General features: G+C 72.0%; 19 protein-coding genes. 8 read left to right on the top strand and 11 right to left on the bottom strand.

The genetic code is table 11. From position 1 onward, the window contains the following. Positions 1 to 25: 25 nt before the first annotated feature. The 3 genes from IF29_RS0103375 to IF29_RS0103365 all read right to left on the bottom strand — a co-directional run bounded on the left by IF29_RS0103375 (position 26) and on the right by IF29_RS0103365 (position 5,830). Positions 26 to 811 (bottom strand): AfsR/SARP family transcriptional regulator, encoded by a 786-nt coding sequence (locus IF29_RS0103375; RefSeq protein WP_030249259.1) that lies wholly within the window; start codon positions 809 to 811, stop codon positions 26 to 28. Continuing rightward, a complete protein-coding gene (locus tag IF29_RS0103370; RefSeq protein WP_051724825.1) occupies positions 808 to 2,721 on the bottom strand; it encodes an ABC transporter ATP-binding protein in 1,914 nt (637 codons plus the stop codon). Before IF29_RS0103370 ends, IF29_RS0103375 begins: the two co-directional genes overlap by 4 nt. 343 nt (positions 2,722 to 3,064) lie before the next feature. Further along, the gene (locus IF29_RS0103365) at positions 3,065 to 5,830 is read right to left on the bottom strand and encodes a galactose-binding domain-containing protein (protein WP_030249253.1); all 2,766 of its coding nucleotides are present in this window, start codon (positions 5,828 to 5,830) and stop codon (positions 3,065 to 3,067) included. Positions 5,831 to 6,033: 203 nt separating this feature from the next. Here IF29_RS0103365 and IF29_RS0103360 point away from each other — a divergent pair, with 203 nt between their 5' ends. Next, positions 6,034 to 6,618 carry a Uma2 family endonuclease gene (locus IF29_RS0103360; RefSeq protein WP_030249250.1) on the top strand — a complete coding sequence of 195 codons (585 nt, stop codon included), beginning with the start codon at positions 6,034 to 6,036 and terminating at the stop codon, positions 6,616 to 6,618. Then, positions 6,615 to 6,815 carry a helix-turn-helix domain-containing protein gene (locus IF29_RS0103355; RefSeq protein ID WP_030249248.1) on the top strand — a complete coding sequence of 67 codons (201 nt, stop codon included), beginning with the start codon at positions 6,615 to 6,617 and terminating at the stop codon, positions 6,813 to 6,815. Before IF29_RS0103360 ends, IF29_RS0103355 begins: the two co-directional genes overlap by 4 nt. A gap of 11 nt (positions 6,816 to 6,826) precedes the next feature. On the opposite strand, the gene IF29_RS0103350 is transcribed toward IF29_RS0103355, so the two are convergent. Both IF29_RS0103350 and IF29_RS0103345 read right to left on the bottom strand, forming a co-directional pair. Then, entirely contained in the window at positions 6,827 to 7,903 is a 1,077-nt protein-coding gene (locus IF29_RS0103350) for a YbfB/YjiJ family MFS transporter (RefSeq protein ID WP_084713476.1), read from the bottom strand. 172 nt (positions 7,904 to 8,075) lie between these two features. Beyond that, positions 8,076 to 8,378 carry a muconolactone Delta-isomerase family protein gene (locus tag IF29_RS0103345; protein ID WP_030249242.1) on the bottom strand — a complete coding sequence of 101 codons (303 nt, stop codon included), beginning with the start codon at positions 8,376 to 8,378 and terminating at the stop codon, positions 8,076 to 8,078. 225 nt (positions 8,379 to 8,603) lie between these two features. On the opposite strand from IF29_RS0103345, the gene IF29_RS44650 reads away from it, so the two are divergent. Together IF29_RS44650 and IF29_RS0103335 are read left to right on the top strand one after the other, a co-directional pair. Next, positions 8,604 to 9,017, top strand: coding sequence for a DUF2218 domain-containing protein (locus tag IF29_RS44650; RefSeq protein ID WP_051724823.1), 414 nt, complete (start codon positions 8,604 to 8,606; stop codon positions 9,015 to 9,017). 207 nt (positions 9,018 to 9,224) lie between these two features. Further along, positions 9,225 to 10,910 carry a beta-1,3-glucanase family protein gene (locus IF29_RS0103335; protein WP_030249237.1) on the top strand — a complete coding sequence of 562 codons (1,686 nt, stop codon included), beginning with the start codon at positions 9,225 to 9,227 and terminating at the stop codon, positions 10,908 to 10,910. Positions 10,911 to 11,060: 150 nt separating this feature from the next. Here the strand turns inward: IF29_RS0103335 and IF29_RS43150 are convergent, their stop codons facing one another. After that, positions 11,061 to 12,800, bottom strand: coding sequence for a protein kinase (locus tag IF29_RS43150; protein ID WP_157623553.1), 1,740 nt, complete (start codon positions 12,798 to 12,800; stop codon positions 11,061 to 11,063). A gap of 447 nt (positions 12,801 to 13,247) precedes the next feature. Between IF29_RS43150 and IF29_RS0103325 the strand changes: the two genes are divergently transcribed. The 4 genes from IF29_RS0103325 (at position 13,248) to IF29_RS0103310 (ending at position 17,622) form a co-directional block, all read left to right on the top strand. Next, positions 13,248 to 14,654 carry a PucR family transcriptional regulator gene (locus IF29_RS0103325; protein ID WP_157623551.1) on the top strand — a complete coding sequence of 469 codons (1,407 nt, stop codon included), beginning with the start codon at positions 13,248 to 13,250 and terminating at the stop codon, positions 14,652 to 14,654. Between the two features lie 273 nt (positions 14,655 to 14,927). Next, positions 14,928 to 15,131: a helix-turn-helix domain-containing protein gene (locus IF29_RS0103320; RefSeq protein ID WP_198037251.1), complete on the top strand. Its 204-nt coding sequence runs from the start codon at positions 14,928 to 14,930 to the stop codon at positions 15,129 to 15,131. A gap of 130 nt (positions 15,132 to 15,261) precedes the next feature. Then, positions 15,262 to 17,139 (top strand): glycoside hydrolase family 15 protein, encoded by a 1,878-nt coding sequence (locus IF29_RS0103315; RefSeq protein ID WP_030249226.1) that lies wholly within the window; start codon positions 15,262 to 15,264, stop codon positions 17,137 to 17,139. A gap of 75 nt (positions 17,140 to 17,214) precedes the next feature. Continuing rightward, positions 17,215 to 17,622, top strand: coding sequence for an SHOCT domain-containing protein (locus IF29_RS0103310; RefSeq protein WP_030249224.1), 408 nt, complete (start codon positions 17,215 to 17,217; stop codon positions 17,620 to 17,622). A 27-nt stretch (positions 17,623 to 17,649) separates the two neighbouring features. On the opposite strand, the gene IF29_RS0103305 is transcribed toward IF29_RS0103310, so the two are convergent. The 5 genes from IF29_RS0103305 to IF29_RS0103285 all read right to left on the bottom strand — a co-directional run bounded on the left by IF29_RS0103305 (position 17,650) and on the right by IF29_RS0103285 (position 21,919). After that, a complete protein-coding gene (locus tag IF29_RS0103305) occupies positions 17,650 to 18,573 on the bottom strand; it encodes an SGNH/GDSL hydrolase family protein (RefSeq protein WP_084713438.1) in 924 nt (307 codons plus the stop codon). A gap of 114 nt (positions 18,574 to 18,687) precedes the next feature. Then, entirely contained in the window at positions 18,688 to 19,980 is a 1,293-nt protein-coding gene (locus IF29_RS0103300) for an SAM-dependent methyltransferase (protein WP_030249219.1), read from the bottom strand. A gap of 147 nt (positions 19,981 to 20,127) precedes the next feature. Continuing rightward, positions 20,128 to 20,865: a ribonuclease H family protein gene (locus IF29_RS0103295; protein ID WP_030249217.1), complete on the bottom strand. Its 738-nt coding sequence runs from the start codon at positions 20,863 to 20,865 to the stop codon at positions 20,128 to 20,130. Between the two features lie 110 nt (positions 20,866 to 20,975). Then, complete coding sequence (locus IF29_RS0103290) at positions 20,976 to 21,404, bottom strand: hypothetical protein (RefSeq protein WP_030249215.1); 429 nt, start codon at positions 21,402 to 21,404, stop codon at positions 20,976 to 20,978. 38 nt (positions 21,405 to 21,442) lie between these two features. After that, positions 21,443 to 21,919 (bottom strand): hypothetical protein, encoded by a 477-nt coding sequence (locus IF29_RS0103285; protein WP_030249213.1) that lies wholly within the window; start codon positions 21,917 to 21,919, stop codon positions 21,443 to 21,445. Positions 21,920 to 21,927: the final 8 nt, after the last annotated feature.

The following is a 21,927-nucleotide window of genomic DNA, read 5'->3' as shown; positions in this document are numbered from 1 at the left end:
CACATCTGATGCGACGCCGAGCGGTTCAGACACCGGCCTCGACGCCGGGGGCGGCCCCGTGCCGGATCAGATGGGCCAGCCGCTGCAGCGACTGGCCGGGGCTGATCCCGAGTTCGTCCTGCAGCAGGGTCCGACCGGCCTCGTAGCAGGCGAGCGCCGCATGGCGCTGCCCCAGCCGCAGATAGGCGTGGATGACCAGTTCCCTGGCCCGTTCCCCCAACGGATTGCTGTCGAGCTCGGGGCCCAGGTCCTCCAGCACCGCCCAGAAGCGTCCCCGGCGCAGGTCGTGGGCCGCCTTGTCCTCCAGGGCGATGGAGCGCAGCTGCTCCAGCCGCGCCGCGTGCAGCCGCACCTCGTCGCCCGGCACATCGGCGAACGCCGGTCCGCGCCAGTGCCGCAGCGCCTGGTCGAGCAGCTCGCAGGATGCCTCCGCATCCCCTGCGGCGGCGAGGGCCGAGGCCCTGCGGGCCGCCCCGGTGAACTCGTCCATGTCGCAGCAGTAGCCCTCGCCGCCCAGCTGGTACCCGGGCGGGCGGGTGACCAGCACCGCTGCCGCCGCCGCGGCGCCGGCCCCGTGCAGGGCCTTGCGCAGCGCGGAGACGTGCCCCTGCACCTTGAGCACGGCCGACCTCGGCGAGCGCTCGCCCCAGACGCCCTCGATGATGCGGTCGATCGGCACCACCGAGCCCGAGCCCAGGGCCAGCAGCGCCAGCACCGTCCTGGTCTGCGGCGCGCCAATGGCCACCGGCCTGCCGTCGACGGTCAGTTCCATCGGCCCCAGCACGGACACCCGTACCTGCGCCGCGCTCATCGCCCGGCACCGCCGCTCGGCTCCGCGGCCGCCAGCTGGTAGCCGGCCGCCTGGGTGCGGAAAAGCTCCGCGTAGGCGCCGCCGCTGCGCATCAGCGAGTCGTGGTCGCCCTGTTCGATGATCCGGCCGCCGCGCAGCACCACGATGCGGTCGGCCTGCCGCACCGAGGAGAGCCGGTGCGAGATCAGCAGGCTGGTGCGCCGTGCGCGCAGCTCCACCAGCCGCGCGTGCACCTGCTGTTCGGCCTCGGCGTCCAGACCGGACGAGGGTTCGTCGAGGATCAGCAGGTCCGCGTCGCGCCGCAGCAGCGCACGGGCGAGGGCGATCCGCTGCCACTGGCCCCCGGACAGGGCCACCCCGGTTCGCCCGACGTCGGGCCCGGCCCCGGGGTGCGCGACGGGTTGTCCTCCGCGCCGCTCCTGCCGGCGTGCGGCGGTGGACGTCGCCGCGAAGGTGCGGCTGAGCATGGTGCCGTAGCCGTCCGGGAGGCCGGCGACCAGGGTGTCCACCCCGGCAGCGGCCGCGGCCGCGCGCACCCGGGCGCCGCCGTCGGTGTCGGGCCGCTCGGCCCCCGGGAGGGTGGAGACCTCGCCGACGGCGATGTTCTCGGCGACGGTCAGCGCATAGGTCGTGTAGTCCTGGAACAGCACACCGATACGGCGCCGCAGCGCCGCCGGGTCCAGCTCCCTGAGGTCGACGCCGTCCCAGGTGATGCTGCCGAGCTGCGGGTCGTACAGCCGGCACAGCAGTTTCACCAGGGTCGACTTGCCCGCGCCGTTCAGTCCCACCAGCGCGACCGATCCCTCGGCCGGCAGCGACAGGGTCACCCCGCGGAGCACCCACTCCTGGTCCGAGTGGTAGCGGAACCAGACGTCCCGCAGCTGGATGCCGGTGTGCAGCGGCCCCGGCATCCCCCCGGCCGTGGACGGCTCCGGTGCCGGTCCCGGCACCGGCCGCGCGCCGACGACCGCGTCGTAGTGGCCGTACAGGGCCAGCGCCGGACCGACCCCGCCGATCTGGGACACCAGTCCGGCGAGCGCGCCCTGCACCCCGGCCAGCGCCGCCATCAGCAGCACCAGGTCCCCCACCGGCTCCCGGCCCTGACCGACCCGGGCCGCGGTGACCAGCAGGGCCGCCGCCGAGACGGCCCCGGTGAGCAGGGCCAGCAGCGAGTCCACCCGCAGGGTGGCCCGGTCGACCGTCCGCTCCTGCTGCTGGGACCGGGTCAGTTCGCTGACCATCCGGCCCCGGAACAGCGGCCCCAGGCCGAACAGCCGGATCTCCGCGGCGGCGCGCGGGTCGAGCATCAGCGAGCTGTAGAAGACCTGGCGCCGCAGCTGCGGGCTGACCTGCGACTGCACCTGGACCCGGCGCTCCGACAGCCGGGCCTGGGCTACCACCGCCGGCACCGCCGAGGCCAGCACCAGCGCGGCGGACAGCGGTGAGACGGGCAGCAGCGCCACCAGGAATCCCACGAAGGTCACCGCCGACTGGGCGCCGCCGATGAACTGCTGGGCCAGCAGCGCGTTCCCGCCGGTCGCCGCCTGCTGCGCCAGCCTGAGCCGGTCCTGGAAGCCCGGATCCTCCAGCTCGGCGACCCCGACCGGGGCCACCACGGCTCCGAACAGCCGCCCCAGGGCGTGCTGCGCGGTGCGCCGCCCCAGCTCCCGGTCGGCGTAGACGCCGAGGTACTGGGCCGTGGCCGCGGCCGCGCCGAACAGGCACAGGGCGATCAAGGGAACTTCTGCCGCCGATACTTGATGTTCCGTCAGTCGGTCGATCGCCTGCCTGGTCAGCCAGGCGACCGCGACCGGCGCCGCGCCGACGGCCAGGGCCGCCAGCACCCGTGCCGCCAGTGCCACGGGTGCCGCCCGGGCCAGTTCGGCGGAGGCCTTCGGAAGCAGTCGCACCAGGCGGGGCCCCCGGCCTGCCGTTCCCGCACGCCGATCGGCCCCGTTCGTCCGAGCGGACACAGCACTCCCCCGCCTCTCCAGCCTCTCACCCCGTCGCGCCCCTCGGCCGTACCATCCCCGAGCATCCGAGAGAGCGCTCTCCGGCCGACCCGAGCATCACTCAGGTACAGACCGCTGTCAATCGCTTGAGCAACAATCACACCTGCGACGGGGCCGGGACCGTAGCCAACTGCAGGACTGAATCCCTGGTCTGACGCCTGTTCAGCGGACGTGCGAACGCGGTTCCGGCACCGGGTCGAAGGCCCGGTGCCGGAACCGCGTCGCGGGGGGGGTGCTGCTGCTACTGGTTCCAGACCTGGAACTCGGAGACCTGGCCGGCCGGCCAGCCGGTGTTGGCGGTGATGTTGGCCCGCAGGTAGCGCTGCGAGGTGGCCGGGAAGGTGATGGTGACGGTGTTGTTGGCGGACGGGGTGAAGGTGTAGGTCGCCGACGCCTTCACCGTGGTGAAGGTGGTCCCGTCGGTCGAGCCGAGCAGGGACAGCGTCTGGTCGCGTGCGCCCCAGCCCGCGGGCAGTTGCAGCACCACCCGGCTCACCGACTGGGACGATCCCAGGTCCACCTGCAGCCACTGCGGGAACGCGTTGTTGGCGCTCTCCCAGTACGAGGCCTGGTTGCCGTCGGTCGCGTTGGACGAGGCGTAGACGTCGTTGTGCGACGACTCGGCGGTCGGCCGGCCCGCGGCGAGGTTGGTGGCCACGGCCTGCCCGGTTGCGAACTGCAGGCTGTTGAGGTTCCAGCCGCCGTTGTCCTGATTGACCGTCAGCACCTGCTGTCCTACCGGCAGCGTCACCTGGGTGCTGACGGTGGCCCAGTTCTGCCACCCGCCCGTCGCCGGCAGGCTGACGGCGCCGCTCAGGTTGGCCCCCGAGGCGTCGGAGATGTGCAGCGCGCCGGTGACCGCGCTGGGCGCGGCGATCCTCAGGTTGACCGTGTAGGTGCCTGCGGTGGCGACGTTGACGGTGTAGCGGAACCACTGGCCGCCCGAGGTCCAGCCGAGGTCGTAGCCGCCGCCGGTGTCGGAGGTGGTCTCCAGGTCGACGCCGTCCCCGCGGTAGGCGTTGCCGGTGCCGTTGACGGAGGACACGTTGTACCCGAGGCCCTGGCCGCCGGTGTCGTAGTTCTCCGCCTGGACCGTGCCCGGGACGGCCGCGGCGGTGCCGCCGTACGGCCCCTCGACGGTGCCGCCGCCGTTCCAGCTGTTGCCGCTCGCGGTCGCGGTGAAGCCGGAGGAGTTGTTGACGAACGGCACCATCCCCGAGCCGAGACCGGTGACGGTGTTGCCGGTGATGGTGGCCGACCCGGTGGGCGCGGGGTAGAACGGCGGCGCGATGACGACGCCGTTGCGCCAGGGCGCGGTGACCGTGTTGTTCTGCAGCAGCGTGTTGGTCGAGGTGGAGAAGCCGATCCCGTCGTAGAGGGCGTTGATCACGGTGTTGTTGGTGGCCGTCACATGGTCGACGGTGCCGACGTTCTGGCCGTCGCCGCCGTTGCCGATCTGCAGCGCCGGCTGGCCCTGGCTGTAGCCGTTGCCGCCGGAGCGGACGATGGTGTTGCCGTTGACGGTGGCGGTGAGCAGGTCGCTGCCGTTGACGCCGAAGCGTCCGGCGCCCAGGCCGATGTAGCGGGCGGTGTCGGCGATGTAGTTGTTCTCGACGTCCTGGTTGCTGCCGCCGTAGATGCCGATGCCCTTGCCGCCCCAGGGTGCGATGACGGTGTTGTGGGTCATCGTGATGTGCGACATCGCGGTGTAGTAGGTCTTGTTGCCGCTGGAATCGGTGTTGTAGTTCACCGAGTTGATGGCCATGCCGTCGTCACCGGTGCCGCGGACGAAGTTGTTGGTCGCGGTGAGGTTGTTGCCGACGGAGTTGTTCAGCGACACGTTGTTGAGGTTGATGCCGTCCGCCCACACCGCGGTGACGCGGCTGTTCTGCACCGTTCCGCCGGTGCCGGACGCCCAGAAGCCGGATTCGACGTGCTGGCTCCAGATGCTGTCGGCGACCCAGTTGGTCCCGGAGGTGTCCATGGCGCCGCCACCGCCGTCCACCATCTCGCGGCTGGTGGAGTCGGAGTCGAGGTGGAAGTCGTGGACGTCACAGGAGGTCAGCTCGAAGGTGGCGGCCAGCGGCGTGCTGTTGGGCAGCGGCACGTCACGGTAGATGGTGCTATACCACATGCCCGCGCCGGCGATGGTGATGCCCTGCGCCTTCAGCCCGGTGGTGCCCTTGAGGTAGAAGGTGCCGGCCGGGATCCACAGGATCTTGCCCTGGGACTCGGCCTGGTTGATGCAGTTCTGGATGGCGGCGGTGCTGTCGACGGCCGCGCTGTCCGCGGCCCCGTTGGTCGGGTTGTTGTCGGCCACCGCGCCGCAGCTGGTGATGGAGATGGAGTTGGCCGGCTGGGTCGCCGGCGCCGGCGGGTTCTCCACGTCCATGACGTCGATGTAGTAGAACGCTGCGGTGTTGGCGGCGTCCTTCTTCAACGTGATGGTGCTGCCGGGGGCGATCGCGGCGCCGGTGACGAAGGTGTGCAACTCGTCGAAGAACTCCCGCGGGTCGCCGTCGGCCGGGTTCTGGTCGCTGCCGTTGTAGTTGGTCCCCTCGTAGAACCAGCTCTGCCGGGAGTTGAGGTTCAGCGCCTGCCGGAACACGCCGTCGACGTAGAGGTCGAGGGTCGCCGTGGTACCGCCGCCGGTGGACGAGTCGGGGATGCTCTCGCGGAGGTTGAGCGCGGTGATGGGCGCGCCGGTGGTGTTGGTCCACTGCACGGCCTGACCGGTGTTGGTCAGCTGCACATACGCGTGTCCGGAGGCCTCCAGGGCCGGACTCGAGTACTGCGTGGTCGGCGCGGAGGTCGGCGACACGGCGGTGGCTCCGCCGCTGAGCGTCCCCGCCTCGGCCTCAAGGCTGGTGAACGGGACCGTCGCCCCGGCGCCGGTGGCCGCCGCGGCCGGCGTCGCCGCGACCGGGACCAGCAGCGGGCCCGCCAGTAAGGCCGTGACGGCCAGTCCGATCCAGGCGCGCGGGGCAGTGCTGGGCAGGAGTCTCATCGGGTCCCTCCCTGGGATCTGGCATGCACAGAGAAAGGCACTGTGCCGCAGGGAACGTAACCGTGTCGACATCCATCCGCAATGGTTTGATACATCTCTGCAAAAATTCAACTTCACTGCGGATTGCGACCACTGCCCAACCCCGGGGTCGGACCAGGAGCGGGGAACTCCGGTATGACGATTTCGTCATGTACGGTTGACTCATGACCGCCGCCACGAAGCAGGAGATCTACAGACACCTGCGCGCGTTCGCTGCACACTTCACGCCGCCGGCGCCGTTCAGCCCCCGTGTCGAGATCAGCGACGGTCAGATCATCATGATGATGAGTCCGGCTGGCCGCCACGACCTCGCCGCACTGCGCATCGAGCGTCAGCTCCAACCGCAGCTCCCCCCGGGGATCGTCGCCACCACCTCCGGTGACATCGAAGAAGCCGCCCTGGGCCAGCTGCGCCGTCCTGACGTGCTGGTACTTCCGGAGGCGGCCATGGACACGGATGACGCCATCAGTCCCCGTGCGCTGCTGGCGGCAGTCGAGATCGTGTCGCCGTCGAATCCGGAGAACGACTACGAGAGCAAGCTGCGCCACTATCCCCAGCTGGGCATCCCGCACTATTTGATCGTCGACCCTCGCGACGGCACCTGCGTCCACTACTGGGCCATCACCACCAGGAGCGGCACCGCTGCCTACGACGCCCGTGTGCCCTATGTCTTCGGTGACAAGATCACCATCAGGGAGTGGGTCATCGACACCGGCGAGCTGCCGCGCTACGACCAGGACCCGCAGTGACGGCCGCCGAGCTGATCCGTAACAGACGCACCGCACTGGGCCTGTCACAGGCGGAGTTGGCCGCGCGAGCCGGCACCGGCCAGGCCTTCGTCTCCCGGGTGGAGTCCGGCAGGACCACCCCCACCCTGCCCGTACTACAGCGCCTGGCCGCCGCACTGGACTGCGATGTGGTTCTGGACCTCGAACCGCACCGCTGAAGGATCTGCGGTCACCGCTCGCCCGGTGGGAATCCGATGCGCAGCACGGCTGCCGCTGCGGCGGCGGCGAGGACCACGGCGGCGGCCAGCAGGAGGGCCTGGTGGTAGCCGTGGTGGAGGAGGGGGGTGACGGCGACGGGGCCCAGGATCTGGCCGACGGAGTAGCCGGCGGTGAGCAGGGCGACCGAGCGCGGGAACCGCAGCTGCGCTCCGGTGGCCAGCGCGAGGGTGCTGATGCCGATGAAGGTCCCGCCGAACAGGGTCGCCGAGACCAGGGCGGCGGCGATCCCACCGACCAGGGCAGGCAGGGCGATGCCGACCGCCTGCACCAGCAGCGCGGCCAGCAGCAGGTCGGGACGGGACCATCGGCGTCCCAGCCGGGCCCAGAGCGCCGCGGACGGCACCGCGGCCAGTCCCACCAGCACCCAGGCGCCGCTGCCGATCCAGCCCGGCGAGGACTGCCCGATCGCCGCGACCAGGAAGGTGCCGGCGATGATGTAGCCGATGCCCTCCAGCGTGTACGAGGCCAGCAGCCAGCCGAACCAGCGGTGGGCCCGCGGCTGTTCCCCGTGGTCGGCCGCGTCGCCGACGGGCGCCGGGCGCAGCGTCCAGGCCGCGGCGGACAGCGCCGCCGCCAGTGCGGCCGCGGCCCACCAGGCTGCACGCCAGTCGGCCGCCTGACGCAGCACCAGGACCAGCAGGCCGGACAGCGCGATCCCGGCGCCGACACCGCCCAGGCCCCATCCGGGCAGCTGCGGCGGGTACTCACGCAGATGGTTGAGCAGCGAGCTGACCGCGATGACGAAGACCAGTGCGCTCGCGACACCGGCGAGCAGCCGCAGCACCGCCCAGACCGGTACGGCGTGGCTCAACGGCATCGCGGCCAGCGACCCGGTCAGCACCACCAGGGAGCCGCGCAGCACGGTGCGGGAGCGCACGGCCGCCGGGACCAGGATCCCCACCAGCGCACCCACCAGGTAACCGACGTAGTTGGCGGTGGCCAGGTTCGCGCCGGCCGAGGCGCTCAGCCCGGCCTGAGCGTGCATCAGCGGCAGGATCGGGGTGTAGACGAAGCGGCCGACGCCCATGGCGGCCGCCAACGCGGCGGCGGCCCGCAGGACATGCGCCCACGGGGACCCGGCACCACCCCCGGGCCGTGCGGACGAACGGCGGCGCCCCTCGGCGGCCACGGCGGCGCCCGGGGTTGCGGAGCTCATGACGGGGTCCTCACTCGTGGTCGGTGGACGCGGTGAGGACTGCTCAGGCGCCGGCTCCGGTCCAGCCCGGGTCGTTGGGGTGCGACTCCAGCGGTGTGATCACGGCGGTCATCCACGGTCGCAGCGGGAGGCTGCCGAGCACCTTCTCGTTCAGCTCGGCCTCGTCGGCGGCCCGCCAGATGCCGAGGCTGCGCAGTTCACCGACCGGACGCCACAGCCGCCCCAGATTCCCGGTGGCGGCGAGTTCCCTGGCCCGGACGGCTTCGGCCGCGCGGCGACGGTCCACCTCGGCCTGCTCGGTTCCCTCGGGGACGGTGGTGGTCAGCTCGACCAGGAACTCCCGCATGGCCCTCTCCCTGTCTGCCGTGGCGCCCGCTGCCGGGTGCCGTTGACTCCACCCTGACTCACCGCGGTCGGCGGCGCCACGACCGGCTTCCTCCCTGCTGGTAGGCCAAGCCTCCCAGACAGGGTGAGGACACTATGTCTTGACAGCGACACTATGTATAGCAAAACTGACGGCGCGGCGCCCCGAAACCCTCGGCACCGCGATTCCACGACCCGGGAGGCCCCCGTGCACCACCCCCGCTCACACACCCCCGACCCCGCCCCGGCCGACCCTGCGCCCGCCGACCCTGCGCCCGCCGACAACGGCCGCCAGCAGGGACCGGTCAGCGCCCACGCCCGCATCCCGACCGAGCGCGGCGAGCGGTACGGCAAGCAGCTGTGCGGTCACGCCGCCTGGAAGGCGTCCCGGGCCCGGTGGACCCCGCCCGACGGAGTGATCGAGTTCCCCGGCTCCACCGGCGTCTGCCGCATCACCGCGGAGCCCGACTGCCTGCTGCTGGCCGTCGACGCCGCCACCCCCGCCGACCTCGTCAGGCTGCAGCAGATCGTCGGAGGCAACATCGAGCGCTTCGGTGCACGTGAGGACCTCACCGTGACCTGGACCGACGGACCGGACCACGGTGCGACCAACGGGGGGTGAATGCGTTCAAGAGTTTTATTTAAGGTTGAGTTGAGAGCGCTTTCAAGCGCGGGATATTGACGATGCGTGAAGTGACGGCAAGAGTGTGCATGACACGCCAACCGGGGTTCCGTTTCCGGCGACCGGTCCACGTGCTGACTCAACCGACCACCCGTCACGACCGCCTGCGACCCCCACGCCTGGCTGTCCGGCCCCCAGGAGCAAGACGTGATCTCCCGTCGAAAACTGATCAGCGCCTCGATCGCGGCAGTGGCCGCGCCGGTCCTGCTCACCACCATCCGCCGCAGCGCCTCGGCGAGCACCACCGCCACCCTTCCGGTCCAGCTGGCCAACAACACCTCGTCCGCCACGGTCTACGCCTACGTCCTGGGCCTCGACCTGAACCAGGGCAACAGCTGGGCCTTCCTGGAGGCCGACGGCAGCACGCTCTACCACCCGCCGTCCCCCTCCGCGCCCGGAGCCGCGCTCGGTGCCGACTGCGCGATCGCGCTCAACGCCCCGGGCTCGCCTGCCAAGACCATCTACGTTCCGCACCTGGCCAGCGGGCGCATCTACTTCTCCATCGGCAGCAAGCTCACCTTCCTGGTCAACCCCGGTCCCGGCATAGCCATGCCGTCGGTGTCCAACCCCACCGACCCCAACATCGCCACGGCGTACAGCTTCTGCGAGTTCACCTACGACACCACCCAGCTGTACGCCAACATCAGCTACGTGGACTTCGCGTCCGTGCCCATCTCGTTCAACCTCCAGACGCCGCAGGGCGCCCAGACCGTGAACGGCCTGCCGGCCGGGGGGCTGGAGACGGTGGCGTCCGCGCTGCGCGCCCAGGCCGCCACCGACGGCAGCGACTGGGCCAAGCTCATCGTCACCAACTCCAGCGGGGCGACGCTGCGCGTGCTCAGCCCCAACACCGCGATAACCGCCAACCCCGCGCTGTTCAGCGGCTATCTCGACAGCTACATCGACCAGGTCTGGACGAAGTACCAGAGCACCGACCTGGTGATCGACACCCAGGCCTCCTGGGGGACCACCACCGGACGCGTCAGCAACGGCGTGCTGAGCTTCCCCGGCGTCGGCAGCTTCGCCAAGCCCAGCACCGCGGCCGTGTTCAACTGCAGCAGCGCCCCGTTCACCACCGGCAACGACGAGATGGGCAACCTCAGCGCCCGTCTGGCCGCCGCCCTGAACCGCACCACACTGCTGGCCGACGCCAACCAGCCGGACGGCGAGAACCCCTCCGCCTTCTACGCGCAGGCCCGCACCAACCACTACGCCCGCATCGTGCACCAGACCTCGACCGACCACCTGGGCTACGCCTTCCCCTACGACGATGTCCACCCGGCCGGGGTCGACTTCGAGGGCCGGGTCCAGTCGGCCTCACCGACCTCACTCACCATCAGTGTCGGTGCGGCACAGGGTGGTTCGACGACCACCTCGGCCTCCGCCTCGGCCACCCCGACCAGCGGCACCGGGACCGGGACCGGCGCCTTCGGCACCATCCAGGCCGAGTCCTACTCCGGGCAGTCCGGCACCCAGACCGAGACCTGCAGCGACACCAACGGCGGCCAGGACGTCGGCTGGATCGCCAACGGGGACTGGCTCAGCTACTCCGGCATCGACTTCGGCAGCACCGGGGCCACCCAGTTCCAGGCCCGGGTCGCCTCCGGAGCCGCCGCCGGTGTCAGCGGCCTGGTCCAGGTCCGGCTCAACAGCCCCACCGGCACCGTGCTGGGGAGCTTCTCCCTCGCCAGTACCGGCGGCTGGCAGACCTGGCAGACCGTCCCCGCCACCATCACCCGCACCACCGGGGTGCAGACCGTCTACCTCACCTTCTCCAGCGGGCAGCCCGCCGACTTCGTGAACATCAACTGGTTCACCTTCAAAGCCAGCTGACCGAACCGAAAGAGCGACGCCGGCGGCGGTAGTCCGGCCACACCCGCCGCCGGCGTCGCGGCATTCCCCTGCCCGGGGCGCAATTGCCGCGCAGCCGATTGCCGTCGGCTTACGGTCGGCTTACGGAATACCCGGAATTTCCCCGGGGATTCACGGACCGGCCACGGTGACGTCGTCGAACCAGGCGGATCCGCCCTGACTCAGACCCTGGTCGCCGAGGCGCAGTTGGAAGTCGGTCCGGGTCGCTCCGTAGGGCCTGGCCAGTGTGACCGAGACCGCCTGCCAGTCGTGACTGCCGCCGTTGGTGAACGCGGCATGGTCCGAGCCGATCTGACGGCCCGTCGAGTCGTAGAACAGAATGTCGATGCAGACCTTCTGCTGCGCCGGTCCCTCGGTCCTGACCCAGGCGGCGTAGGTCCGGGTCCCCGGTTGTGCGGCCATCAGGGTGGCGAGGCCTGCGAAGACGTGTCCGCCGGCCGGGGCTGCGAGCCTGAGCGAGCCGTCCCCGCTGCGCGAGACCGCCGGGTCCCGGGTCAGGGCCCCGCGGTTGGTGTAGCCGACCGTCTGCCAGGCGCCCGGGGCCGTGGTCGGCCCGGTACCGGCACTGGCACCGTTACTGGGGCCGGTACTCGGAACGGAGCCGGCGGCATGGCTGGGACTGGAGCTGGGGCTGAGGCTCGGGCTGGGGACCGGGGCCGCCGCCGCGGTGCCGATCGCCGAGGGATGCGCGGACGCGCGGCCCGCAGCCGACGCCGACGGATGCTTGACCCCCTTGGTGCTGAGACCCGACACCGTGGCCGCGATGACACCAGCGACCATGAGCAGCAGGATCCCGGCCCGCCAGAGCGCCCCCGGCCTGCGCAGCCTGGCCTGAAGTCCAACCGGCAGCGCGGCCACCACTGCGGTCCTGAGCCCGGTCTGCGGAGTGGAGGGTGACGGATGCTCAGCCGGTTCCTCGGTGCGACCGGCCTTCCGGCCAGGAGCCCGGCGCCGGCTCCACCCGGCCCGCAGCATCTCGGTCAGCCCGGCAGGCGCCTGCCGGTTGTCCGCGACCAGGGCGGCCAGCCGCTCACGGCCCCGCTCTACCCACCCCGCGTCGAAGGCCCGCGCGGTCACCTTGCCGAAGGCGGTGAGCAGGTCGGCCGCGGTCCTGCCGTCGCGGGCGTCGGGATCGTTGGCACGTTCCAGCACCGCGCGCAGCAGGTCGGGGACGCCGTCCGCCGCCGGGGAGCCCGCGTTGGCGCCGGTCCCGCTGTCGATCTGCCCGACGCAGGCCGCGAACAGCACCGCGACCGCGGAGAGGTCCGCCGCGATCGCCGTCTCCCGCCGCTCGACTCCGGCCCCGGCCTCGGCACCCGCGGTGTTTGACGTACCGTCATCACCGCCGGTCCGCCGGGCCAGCCCGACGTCGACCAGCACGCACACGCCGTTGGTGCCGACCAGGACCTGGCTCGGGTGCACACTGCGGTGCGGCACCCCGCGCCCGTGCAGTGCGCTCAGTGCGGCCAGCACGTCGGTGACCACCACCGCGGCGGTCTGCCAGTCGAAGCCGCGGGTCCGCTGCCCCAGCAGCACCGACAGCGGGGTGCCGTCGACATGCCTGCGGACCACGGCGATGATGCGGCCGGTGGCGCCCACCACATAGCGTTCCGGCGGCGCCACCCGGGGGTCGTCCAGGGCCGCCAGCGCCGAGGTCTCCGCCGGGTAGGCGCCCTGGAAACCGGGGTCGGCGGCAAGCCCGACGTCCAGGCAGCGGAGCGAGGACAGCACCCCGTACTCGTCGCGCAGCAGCTGCGTGGTCCCGGCGTCGCGGTCGGATATCCAGGGCTCCGTACGGACTTCGGGGCCGGACCGCCTCAATCCGTGCTGATGCGCCATTCCAGTGGTCACTTCCGGTCCTCCCACATGAATTGCTGCTCATCATCATCAACTGGTTTGCCGCTGTCCAGTCATGACATCGACGGACCTGCCCGTAGGTGAGCGATCGCGTCGGGATATCACCGCTGCAGGTGCGAACATTTTCGGAAATCGCACCCCGGCCGGGGAAATCGGGTTCCGCATCCGCGGCGCGGATCGGGCTCCGGTCCTGCCGTCGCGCCTCCGGCGTTGAAGGGCAACTCTCTTATCAATTCCTAACGGAGGCGCTGTGCCCCGTTCCGGACGGATGACTCCCCCTATGCTCGGATCGGCCGGGTGGTCACCCGCTGACTCCTCCGGCCCAACGGCCCCGACCGGCGCCACCGGTACCGGGCGGTTGATTCACTCCCAAGGTCAGCGGGCGCCACCGGTTCGACTTCCCCGGCCGGCGGCGCCCGCAGGACCGGCGAAGGAGGTCGCATGTCCACTGCAACGCAACACGGTTCGGGCCTCGCACCCCAGCGTGCCCCGTCAGCCCATCCACCTCGGGCCGCCTCGCTCGTCGTCCGCCGGGACCGGGTGCCGGTGCCCCGGAACGCCGGACCGCAGGCAGAGGCACCGCGCACGGTGCCGCACGACGCACCCTGGGTGGCCCTGCCGCCGGGCCTGGCCCGGCTGCTGCGGGGCGAGAACCCGCGGCTGGTGTCCGAGATCGTCGAGCAGATATGCCGTCAGATACCGGAGTTCGCCCAGCTCTTCGAGCAGGACGAATCCGGAGCTGTGCTGCACCGCGCCACCGGCCGGGCACTGACCCACTTCGCCGACCTGATCGCGGGCGACCGCAGTTCCAGCGCCGCCTCCGCCACCGTCCACCGCGCGCTGGGACGCAGCGAGTGCCGGGCCGGCCGCAGCCTGGACCTGCTGCAGTCCGCCTACCGCCTCGGCGCCCGACTGGTCTGGCGCAGGTACGCGATGGTCGCCCGGCACACTGGGGTCTCCCTGGGGACGCTGGCCCTGCTCGCCGAGGTGATCTTCGCCTACGCCGACCAGATCGTGGTCGCCGCAGCCGCCGGCTACACCCAGGCCCGGACCGACGAGGCCGGCACCCAGCGCTTCCTGCGCCAGAAACTGCTCAGGTCGCTGCTGGCCGGCGAACCCGCCTACCTGGTGGCCGAGGCCGCGCGCGCGGCCCGGTGGAAGCTGCCCCCCGCGCTCTCCGCGGTGGTGCTGCTGCGGCCGGGGGACTGCGACACACCGGCCGACCGCAACCCGCTCGGCCCGGGCGGCGCCGACCGGCTGCGGCGCCGGCCGGACGTCCTGGCGCAGTTGGACGGCCCCGACGCCTTCCTCATCCTCCCGGAGCCCCACGCCCCCGGTGCCAGGGAGCAGTTGGCCCGGCTGCTCGGGGACCAGCCCGCCGTGGTCGGCCCCGCGGTGCCCTGGGTGAACGCCGCCGAGTCGCTCCGCTGGGCCCGCACCGTCGCCGAGCGGCTGCCCGGCACGGTCCTGGCCAACGCCCCGGGTCCCACCTACTGCGACGAGAACCTGTCGGCGGTGCTGCTCCTCGGCGACCAGGCCCTGGTCGGGCTGGTCAGCGAACGCTGCCTGGCCCCGCTCGGCGGGCTCACCCCCAACCGCCGCCGTCATCTGGAGGCCACCCTGCTGGCCTGGCTCGGGGCCAGCAGCGGCAGCGCGCCCGAGGTGGCGGTCACGCTGGGGCTGCACCCGCAGACGGTGCGCCAGCGGATGCGCCGGCTGGAGAAGCTGTTCGGCGGCGCGCTGACCAACCCGCAGTCCCGGTTCGAGATCGACCTCGCCCTGCGCGGGCGGCTACTGAAGGAGGGAGAAGCAGCGCGGACGGCCGGGCTGCCCGTCGACCCGTCCTGACCACCCCCAACCGACTCCGACAACCGATTCCGATTCCGACCACTCCCTACCACCCATGACCGCTCGTGACCGACGATCCTCCCCCACGGCGCTGCTCCGGCTCGTAGGAGCAGCGCCCGGCGGTGCGGGCGCCGCCTCGAATTCCCGAACCGGACACCTGCCGGTTGTGGTCATCCGCTCGCGACGCACGGAAGACTGGCAGCATCGGCCGCCCTGGCCGGAGCAGCCCAGGCACCAGGCACCGCGTCGGAGGAAGACCGCATGCTCGAGTCCATGGGACTTGACGACCATACGGAGGAGACCTACCGGCATCTGGTCTCCCGCTCCCCCGCGTCCGTCGCCGAGCTCGCCGACCTGCTGGGCACCGGCGAGCGGCGGGTCCGCCGGGCCCTGGACGCCCTGGTCTCGCTGGGCCTCGCCGGCACCGAGGCCGGACGCACCGGCCGCTTCGTCGCGGTCGACCCCCGCGTGGGCTGACCGGCCCCGGTCCGGCCGCTCACCCGAACGGCACATCCCCCGCGCCGCCCGCCACCGCGGCTGAAAGGCTCGACCCGTCCGCCCGGACGATCTTCCAACCGGCCCCGGCCGGAAGAGGAGCGAGCCCGCCATGCGCCGCTATCCCCCCATCGCCGACCACGGGATCGTCGGCGACCTGCAGACCGCCGCACTGGTCTCCTCCGACGGTGCCATCGATTGGTTCTGCGCCCCGCGCTTCGACTCCCCGAGCATCTTCGCCGCCCTGCTCGACCACGACCGGGGCGGCACCTTCTGCATCAGCGCAGTCACCGCCGCCGCGGACGCCGACGCCAGCGCCGATGCCGATGCCGAGCAGATGACGGTCCGCCAGCTCTACCTGCCCGACTCGGCGGTCCTGGTCACCCGCTTCCTGACGCCGGCCGGGATCGGCGAGGTGATCGACTTCATGCCGCTGGACGAGCCGGGCGTGGCCTCGGACCGGCACCGGATCGTCCGGGCCGTGCGCACGGTGCGCGGAACCGTCACCTTCCGACTGGAGTGCCGTCCCCGCTTCGACTACGGCCGGGCCGAGCACCGCACCAGCACCCTGGCCTCCGGAGGCGTCGGCTTCCACGCCGCGGACGCCGCCGCCTACCTCCAGTCCGTCGGACCGCAGCAGCTGAGCTGCGACGACACCGACGCCACCGCGGAATTCACGCTGCCCGAGGGCGAACTGGCCGCGTTCGTGCTGACCACCGGCGGCGCCGACGCCGCACCGCCGGAGCCGCTGACCGAGGAGGCGACGCGGGAGCTGTTCGACGCCACCCGACACTACTGGCACCGCTGGATCAGCCGCTGCCGCTACCGGGGCCGCTGGCAGCAGATGGTCAACCGCTCCGCGATCACCCTCAAGCTGCTCACCTACGCCCCCACCGGCGCCCTGATCGCCGCCGCCACCGCCGGCCTGCCCGAGCAGCTGGGCGGGGAGCGCAACTGGGACTACCGCTTCACCTGGATCCGTGACGCCTCGCTCTCGGTGAGCGCGCTGGTCGCGCTGGGCTACAGCGAGGAGGCGGACGCCTTCCGGCGCTGGCTCGGCGCCCGGATCCGGGCCGGCAGCACCGCTGGCGGCGAGCGGCTGCAGATCATGTACCGGATCGACGGTGACCCGCAGCTGTCCGAGGAGGAGCTGCGGCACTTCGAGGGCTACCGCGGCTCCTTCCCGGTCCGGATCGGCAACGGCGCCGCCGACCAGCTGCAGCTGGACATCTACGGCGAGGCCGTCTACGGCCTGGCCCAGGCCGAGGACGTCGCCGACATGGCCGGCTACGAGGGCTGGCTGGTCGTGGCCGACCTGCTGGACTGGCTGGCCGACCACTGGGACCGCCCCGACGAGGGGATCTGGGAGACCCGGGGCGGCCGCCAGGACTTCACCTACAGCCGGGTGATGTGCTGGGCCGCCCTGGACCGCGGCATCCGGCTGGCCACCCGGTTCGCCCGGCCGGCCGACCTGCCCGGCTGGACCGCCGCCCGCGACGCCATCCTGCGCCAGGTCATGGAGCACGGCTGGAGCCCCACCCGCCGGGCGTTCGTCCAGCACTACGGCAGCGAGGTCCTGGACGCTTCGCTGCTGCTGATGCCGAAGGTCGGCTTCATCACCGCGCGCGACAGCCGCTGGCTGTCCACCCTGGACGCGATGGACCGGGAGCTGGTGTCGGACAGCCTGGTCTACCGCTACGACCCGTCGGCCTCCCCGGACGGGCTGCGCGGCAGCGAGGGGACCTTCTCGCTGTGCAGCTTCCTCTACGTGGAGGCGCTGGCCCGGGCCGGCCGGCTGGACCAGGCCCGCTACGCCTTCGACAAGATGCTCACCTACGCCAACCACGTCGGCCTGTTCGCCGAGGAGATCGGACCCACCGGCGAGCAGCTGGGCAATTTCCCGCAGGCCTTCACCCACCTGGCCCTGGTCCACGCCGCCCTGGCGCTGGACGCGGAGCTGGACCGCGAGGGGAGTTCCGGGCATGCGTAACCTGATTTGCGGTGATATGACTGTTTTTCAGGCGTCATCGCCGCATCTCAGCGGGCCGAGCAGCTGGAGCTGACCATGTCGAACTACCCCTTGCTCAACGTGTTCTGGACCATGCTGGAGTTCTTCCTCTGGATCCTCTGGTTCTTCCTGCTGTTCAAGATCATCACTGACCTGTTCCGCGACCACACCCTGAGCGGCTGGGCCAAGGCCGGCTGGATCCTCCTGGTGATCGTGCTGCCGTTCCTGGGCGTGCTGCTCTACGTGATCATCCGGGGCCGCTCCATGAGCGAGCGGGACCGGGAGCAGGCCCAGCAGGCCGACGCCGCGTTCAAGCAGTACGTCCGCCAGGCCGCCGCGGCCCCCGGCGGCGCGGGCGGCGGTTCCAGCCAGGTGGACGAACTCTCCAGGCTGGCCGACCTCAAGTCCTCGGGAGCGATCACCGAGGAGGAGTTCCAGAAGGCCAAGGACAAGCTGCTGGCCTGATCCGGGCCGCGGCTACCGGGGCCCCGGCTACCGGGGATCGAGGAGGGCGGCGACCCGCGCCGGCCGGCCGGCGCCCTCGCGGGCGCCCCGGGTCGCGGGCGCCTGGGCTGCTCGGGCTGTCTGGGCCGCCTGGGCGGCGCCCTCACCCGGCCAGATGTCCAGGGCCGCGCACATGGTCGGCATCAGGGTCATCGCGGCCGCCAGATAGCCCTGGTCGGAGGGGTGGTAGCGGTCCGAGGCGAACATCTCCGGGCGACCGGCGAACTCCGGTCCGAGCAGCGTGCCGAGCAGCACGCTGTGCCCGCCCGCCTCGACCACGGCCCGGTCCTGCGCCGCCGCCAGCCGGCGGCTGGCCCGCGCGGCCAGCCAGCGCAGCGGCGGCAGGATGCCGGCCACCGCGCCGAGATCCGGGCAGGTTCCGACGACCACCGCGGCCCCGGCCGCCCGCAGCCGGCGCACCGTGTCGCCGAGGATCCGCGCCGCCTCGGCGGTCCTGACCTGCTGGGCGACGTCATTGGCCCCGATCATGACCAGCGCGAGGTCCGGTGCGGACTCGCGCCGCAGCGCCAGCTCCCGCTGCCGCTCCAGGTCCGCCGAGACGGCCCCGTTCGCCGCGACGACGGTCAGCCGCACCGGCCGTTCGGCGATCGCGGCGATGCCGCAGGCGAGCAGCACCGCCGGGGTCCGGACCGCGTGGTCCACGCCGAACCCGGCGGCGGTGGAGTCACCGAGCACCACCAGGGCCAGCGGCTCGGCGCCGTCCTCGGCCAGCTCCCGGCCGTAGCAGCCGTCGGCGGGCAGCGGGTCGCCCTGCAGGACGTCCAGCTTGACCGCGGCGAGCTTCGCCTCGGCGAGCAGCAGCCCGGCGACCCCGGCACCGAGCAGTCCGATGCCCCCACCGCCGTAGGCCGCCGCCGTCGCCACCCGCCGTGCCACTCGTTCACGCGACATCAGTGACCCCCCAGACCTGCCACTCCCGCACTACGTGTATAGACCAATCACCACCGGGATACCCAGTCGCGGACGGTCTGGAAACCAGTGTGCCGCAACGGAACCGACACTGCGTCAGCTGCCCCAGGTACCGCGGACCAGGGGCATGCCGGAGGCCCCGCCCGCGCCGGTGCGCACCGCCAGGACCTGGTTCACGCCGATGTTGTTCTGCTCGAAGGCCAGCGCCGAGGCGGCCATGTAGAGCCGCCAGATCCGGGCCCTGCCGGGCGAGACCAGCCGGACCGCCTCGGACCAGTTCGCCTCCAGGTTGGCGACCCAGGCGCGCAGCGTCAGCGCGTAGTGCTCGCGGATGGACTCCAGGTCCCGCACCTCGAAGCCGGCCGACTCCAGCGCCGAGACGGTGCTGCCGACCGGGGCCAGCTCGCCGTCGGGGAACACGTAGCGGTCGATGAACTCGTCGACCGCGTACCCCGACTCGTCCTCCAGCGGACGTCGGGCGATCTGATGGTTGAGCAGCCGTCCGCCCGGCCTGAGCAGCCGGTACAGCTGGTCCGCGTAGGTCCGGTAGGCCACCGACCCGACGTGCTCGGCCATGCCCACCGAGGAGACGGCGTCGAAGGGGCCGTCCTCGATCCTGCGGTAGTCCTGGATCCGGATCTCCACCCGGTCCGTCAGACCGGCGTCCACCACCCGCTTGCGGGCCAGGTCGGCCTGCTCCGCCGAGATGGTCACGCCGACCGCGTGCACCCCGTAGTGCTCGGCCGCGTGCAGCACCAGCGAACCCCAGCCGCAGCCGACGTCGAGCAGCCGCATCCCGGGGCGCAGTGCCAGCTTGCGGCAGATCAGGTCGAGCTTGGCGGCCTGGGCCTGCTCCAGCGTCGCCTCCGGGTCGGGCCAGTAGGCGCAGGAGTAGACGAAGGAGGGACCGAGCACCAGCGCGTAGAAGTCGTTGCCGACGTCGTAGTGGTGGCTGATCGCCTGGCGGTCGCGGCCGATGCTGTGCCGCACCCCGTGCCGGCGCGGCACCTCCTCCTCGGGCGGCGCCGGCGGCAGCGACGGGCCGGCCAGCGCCAGTACGTCGGCGGCCAGCCGCAGCGTGCGGCCGTCGGGCAGCGCGCGCCGCGCCGGCGCCGGCTCGCCGCCCTGCCACACGCTGGGCGCCAGCCGTCCCAGCGCCTCGTACAGATCGCCCTCGACGGTGATGTCGCCGGCGACCCAGGCGCGGGCCAGCCCCAGCTCGCCCGGCTTCCAGAGCAGCCGGTGCAGCGCGCGGCGGTTGCGGAAGACCAGCGTGGGCGCTTCGGCGGGCCCGGCCTCACTGCCGTCCCAGGCCCGGATCCGCAGCGGCAGCGGCCCTTCCAGCACGCCGCCGAGCACGCCGGCGAGTCGTCCTGCTGCCTGAGCCATGGAAAACCTCCTCCAAGTCAGCGCACGGCGACGACCTGCCCCGCATGGTGAGCAGCCGCCACCAGATCCAAGGGCACCTTACACATACGTTGCTATATACATCTAGTTTCCGCCGACGGGGTCCCGCTCAGGCCCCCTCAGGCCCCCTCAGGCCTCCGCGGCGGTGCAGCCCGGATGGCCCCAGCCGCTGCCCACCCTGGTGATCTGCTCGCCCTTGGCGTAGGACCGGCCGCACGGGCAGGTGCCGGGGTACCGCGCGGCGAGGGTGCGCGAACGGCCCCCGGCTCCGGCCGGCTTGGCCGTTCCGGCCGCCTTGGCAACCCCGCCGGCCGCCTTGGCCGCCGCCCCGGCCGACCCCGCCGCAGGCCGCCTGCTGCGGGATGCCGACCCGCTGACCGGGTCCGGCACCGGAAGGTCGGGGGCGGTCCCGCCGGACGCCTGCTGCAACCGCGCGGCGTCGCTGGCGGCCTTGTCGGCGATCGCGTTCAGCGGGTCGCCGTCCACCTGGTGCGCCGGCACGTAGACGAAGGTGACGTCGCGGCCCTGCAGCAGCGCGTCGATGCGCTGGATCAGTTCGCGATTGGCCACCGGCTTGCCGCCGGCGTTCTTCCAGCCGTTGCGCTTCCAGTTGGCCAGCCACTTGGTCACCGCGTCACGGGTGTAGGTGCTGTCGAGCCGGACCTCCAACGGGACCGTCGGGTCGGTGGCCGTCAGCAGCTGTTCCAGCGCGGTGAGTTCACCGATGTTGTTGGTGCTGTGGCCGAGCGGCCCGGCCTGCCAGCGCTGCGGCGCGCCGGCGCTGTCCGCGACCACGAAGGCCCATGCCGCCGGTCCCGGGTTTCCCTTGGCTGCTCCGTCGCACGCCGCGACGACTCGTTCGATCATGCACCCATGATGGCAGTCCGCAACGGGCACACCACTGTGCGGGAGGGGGCGCCCCCTCCCGCACAGTGGTCACGTCAGTGCCTGTCCCGGTACCGCTACTGGCGCTGCGGCTACTGGTGCGGTGCCCGGAAGACCGCGATGCGCCAGTGGACGCCGGGCGACGCGGCTATCGCGACGGCCGAGTCCGCGGCGCGCAGCTGCCCGCGGCTGTTGTAGATGGCCCCCGGGCTCTCTTCGCAGGTGTCCACGCCCAGCAGCAGCCGGCCGGACTTGTCCGCCGCATGCAGGGAGCCTTTCCCGATGCAGCTGACGGCGATGACGAAATCCCCGTCCGTACCCGTTCCCTTGATGGCCAGCGATGAATTCCCGTTTCCCTGGGTATTCAGCAGCAGCTTTCCTTCGGGAATCGATCCGCTGTATTCCTGCGGATCCACCGGGGCGGTCGCCGAAGCGGCCGCGGAGGCCGGGCCGACCGCTTTCGGGGTCGGCGCCGCGGACGGCGCCTGCTTCGCGGAGGAGCACGCCGCCAGGGCGATCACAGCCGCCGCGAGGATCCCTGCAGCGGCCGGCCCGCGGCTCAACTGGTGTGCCAGAAGGTCGGCACGTGGTACGGGAAGGTCGCGGTGCCCTGGCGGCTGATGTGGTAGACGCAGTTGCCGCCGGTGGAGCCGTACTCCCAGTGCATCTTCTCCTCATCGGCGCCGGCGTGCAGGTAGCCGACCTTGGTGCTGCTGGGGATCTTCCAGGTCGCGGAGTAGGTCACCGAGGTGGTGATGGCCTTGGCCAGCGAGGCGCTGACCGACTCCTTGGCGCTGGCGAAGATCGCCGACTCCTCGGTGGTGACGGTGCCGGTGATGGTGCCGGTGACGGTCTTGCCCGAGGTCAGCGCGATGCCGATGGTCTCGTCACTGGTGCCTTCGACGCTGCTGACCATGTCGTGGTACGTGTGGGTCACCGCGCTGAAGCTGTAGCCGGGGTCCGGCGGGCACCCGTCCGGGTGGACGGTCGCGGAGCCGGCTGCGAAGGCCGTCCCGGACACCCCGGTGACACCCATGAAAATCA

Source organism: Streptacidiphilus jeojiense, assembly GCF_000719095.1.
Lineage (GTDB): Bacteria > Actinomycetota > Actinomycetes > Streptomycetales > Streptomycetaceae > Streptacidiphilus > Streptacidiphilus jeojiensis.
This window is presented reverse-complemented; position numbering and strand designations above follow the sequence as displayed.

Coding starts and splice junctions, on each gene's coding strand:
- IF29_RS0103345 (WP_030249242.1), bottom strand. CDS start 8,378: ATGCGGGAGTTCCTGGTCGAGCTGACCACCACCGTCCCCGAGGGAACC.
- IF29_RS0103295 (WP_030249217.1), bottom strand. CDS start 20,865: ATGATCGAACGAGTCGTCGCGGCGTGCGACGGAGCAGCCAAGGGAAAC.
- IF29_RS0103300 (WP_030249219.1), bottom strand. CDS start 19,980: ATGGCTCAGGCAGCAGGACGACTCGCCGGCGTGCTCGGCGGCGTGCTG.
- IF29_RS0103320 (WP_198037251.1), top strand. CDS start 14,928: ATGGGACTTGACGACCATACGGAGGAGACCTACCGGCATCTGGTCTCC.
- IF29_RS0103365 (WP_030249253.1), bottom strand. CDS start 5,830: ATGAGACTCCTGCCCAGCACTGCCCCGCGCGCCTGGATCGGACTGGCC.
- IF29_RS0103325 (WP_157623551.1), top strand. CDS start 13,248: ATGTCCACTGCAACGCAACACGGTTCGGGCCTCGCACCCCAGCGTGCC.
- IF29_RS0103305 (WP_084713438.1), bottom strand. CDS start 18,573: ATGTCGCGTGAACGAGTGGCACGGCGGGTGGCGACGGCGGCGGCCTAC.
- IF29_RS0103310 (WP_030249224.1), top strand. CDS start 17,215: ATGTCGAACTACCCCTTGCTCAACGTGTTCTGGACCATGCTGGAGTTC.
- IF29_RS0103315 (WP_030249226.1), top strand. CDS start 15,262: ATGCGCCGCTATCCCCCCATCGCCGACCACGGGATCGTCGGCGACCTG.
- IF29_RS0103375 (WP_030249259.1), bottom strand. CDS start 811: ATGAGCGCGGCGCAGGTACGGGTGTCCGTGCTGGGGCCGATGGAACTG.
- IF29_RS0103360 (WP_030249250.1), top strand. CDS start 6,034: ATGACCGCCGCCACGAAGCAGGAGATCTACAGACACCTGCGCGCGTTC.
- IF29_RS0103285 (WP_030249213.1), bottom strand. CDS start 21,919: ATGGGTGTCACCGGGGTGTCCGGGACGGCCTTCGCAGCCGGCTCCGCG.
- IF29_RS0103350 (WP_084713476.1), bottom strand. CDS start 7,903: ATGGGCGTCGGCCGCTTCGTCTACACCCCGATCCTGCCGCTGATGCAC.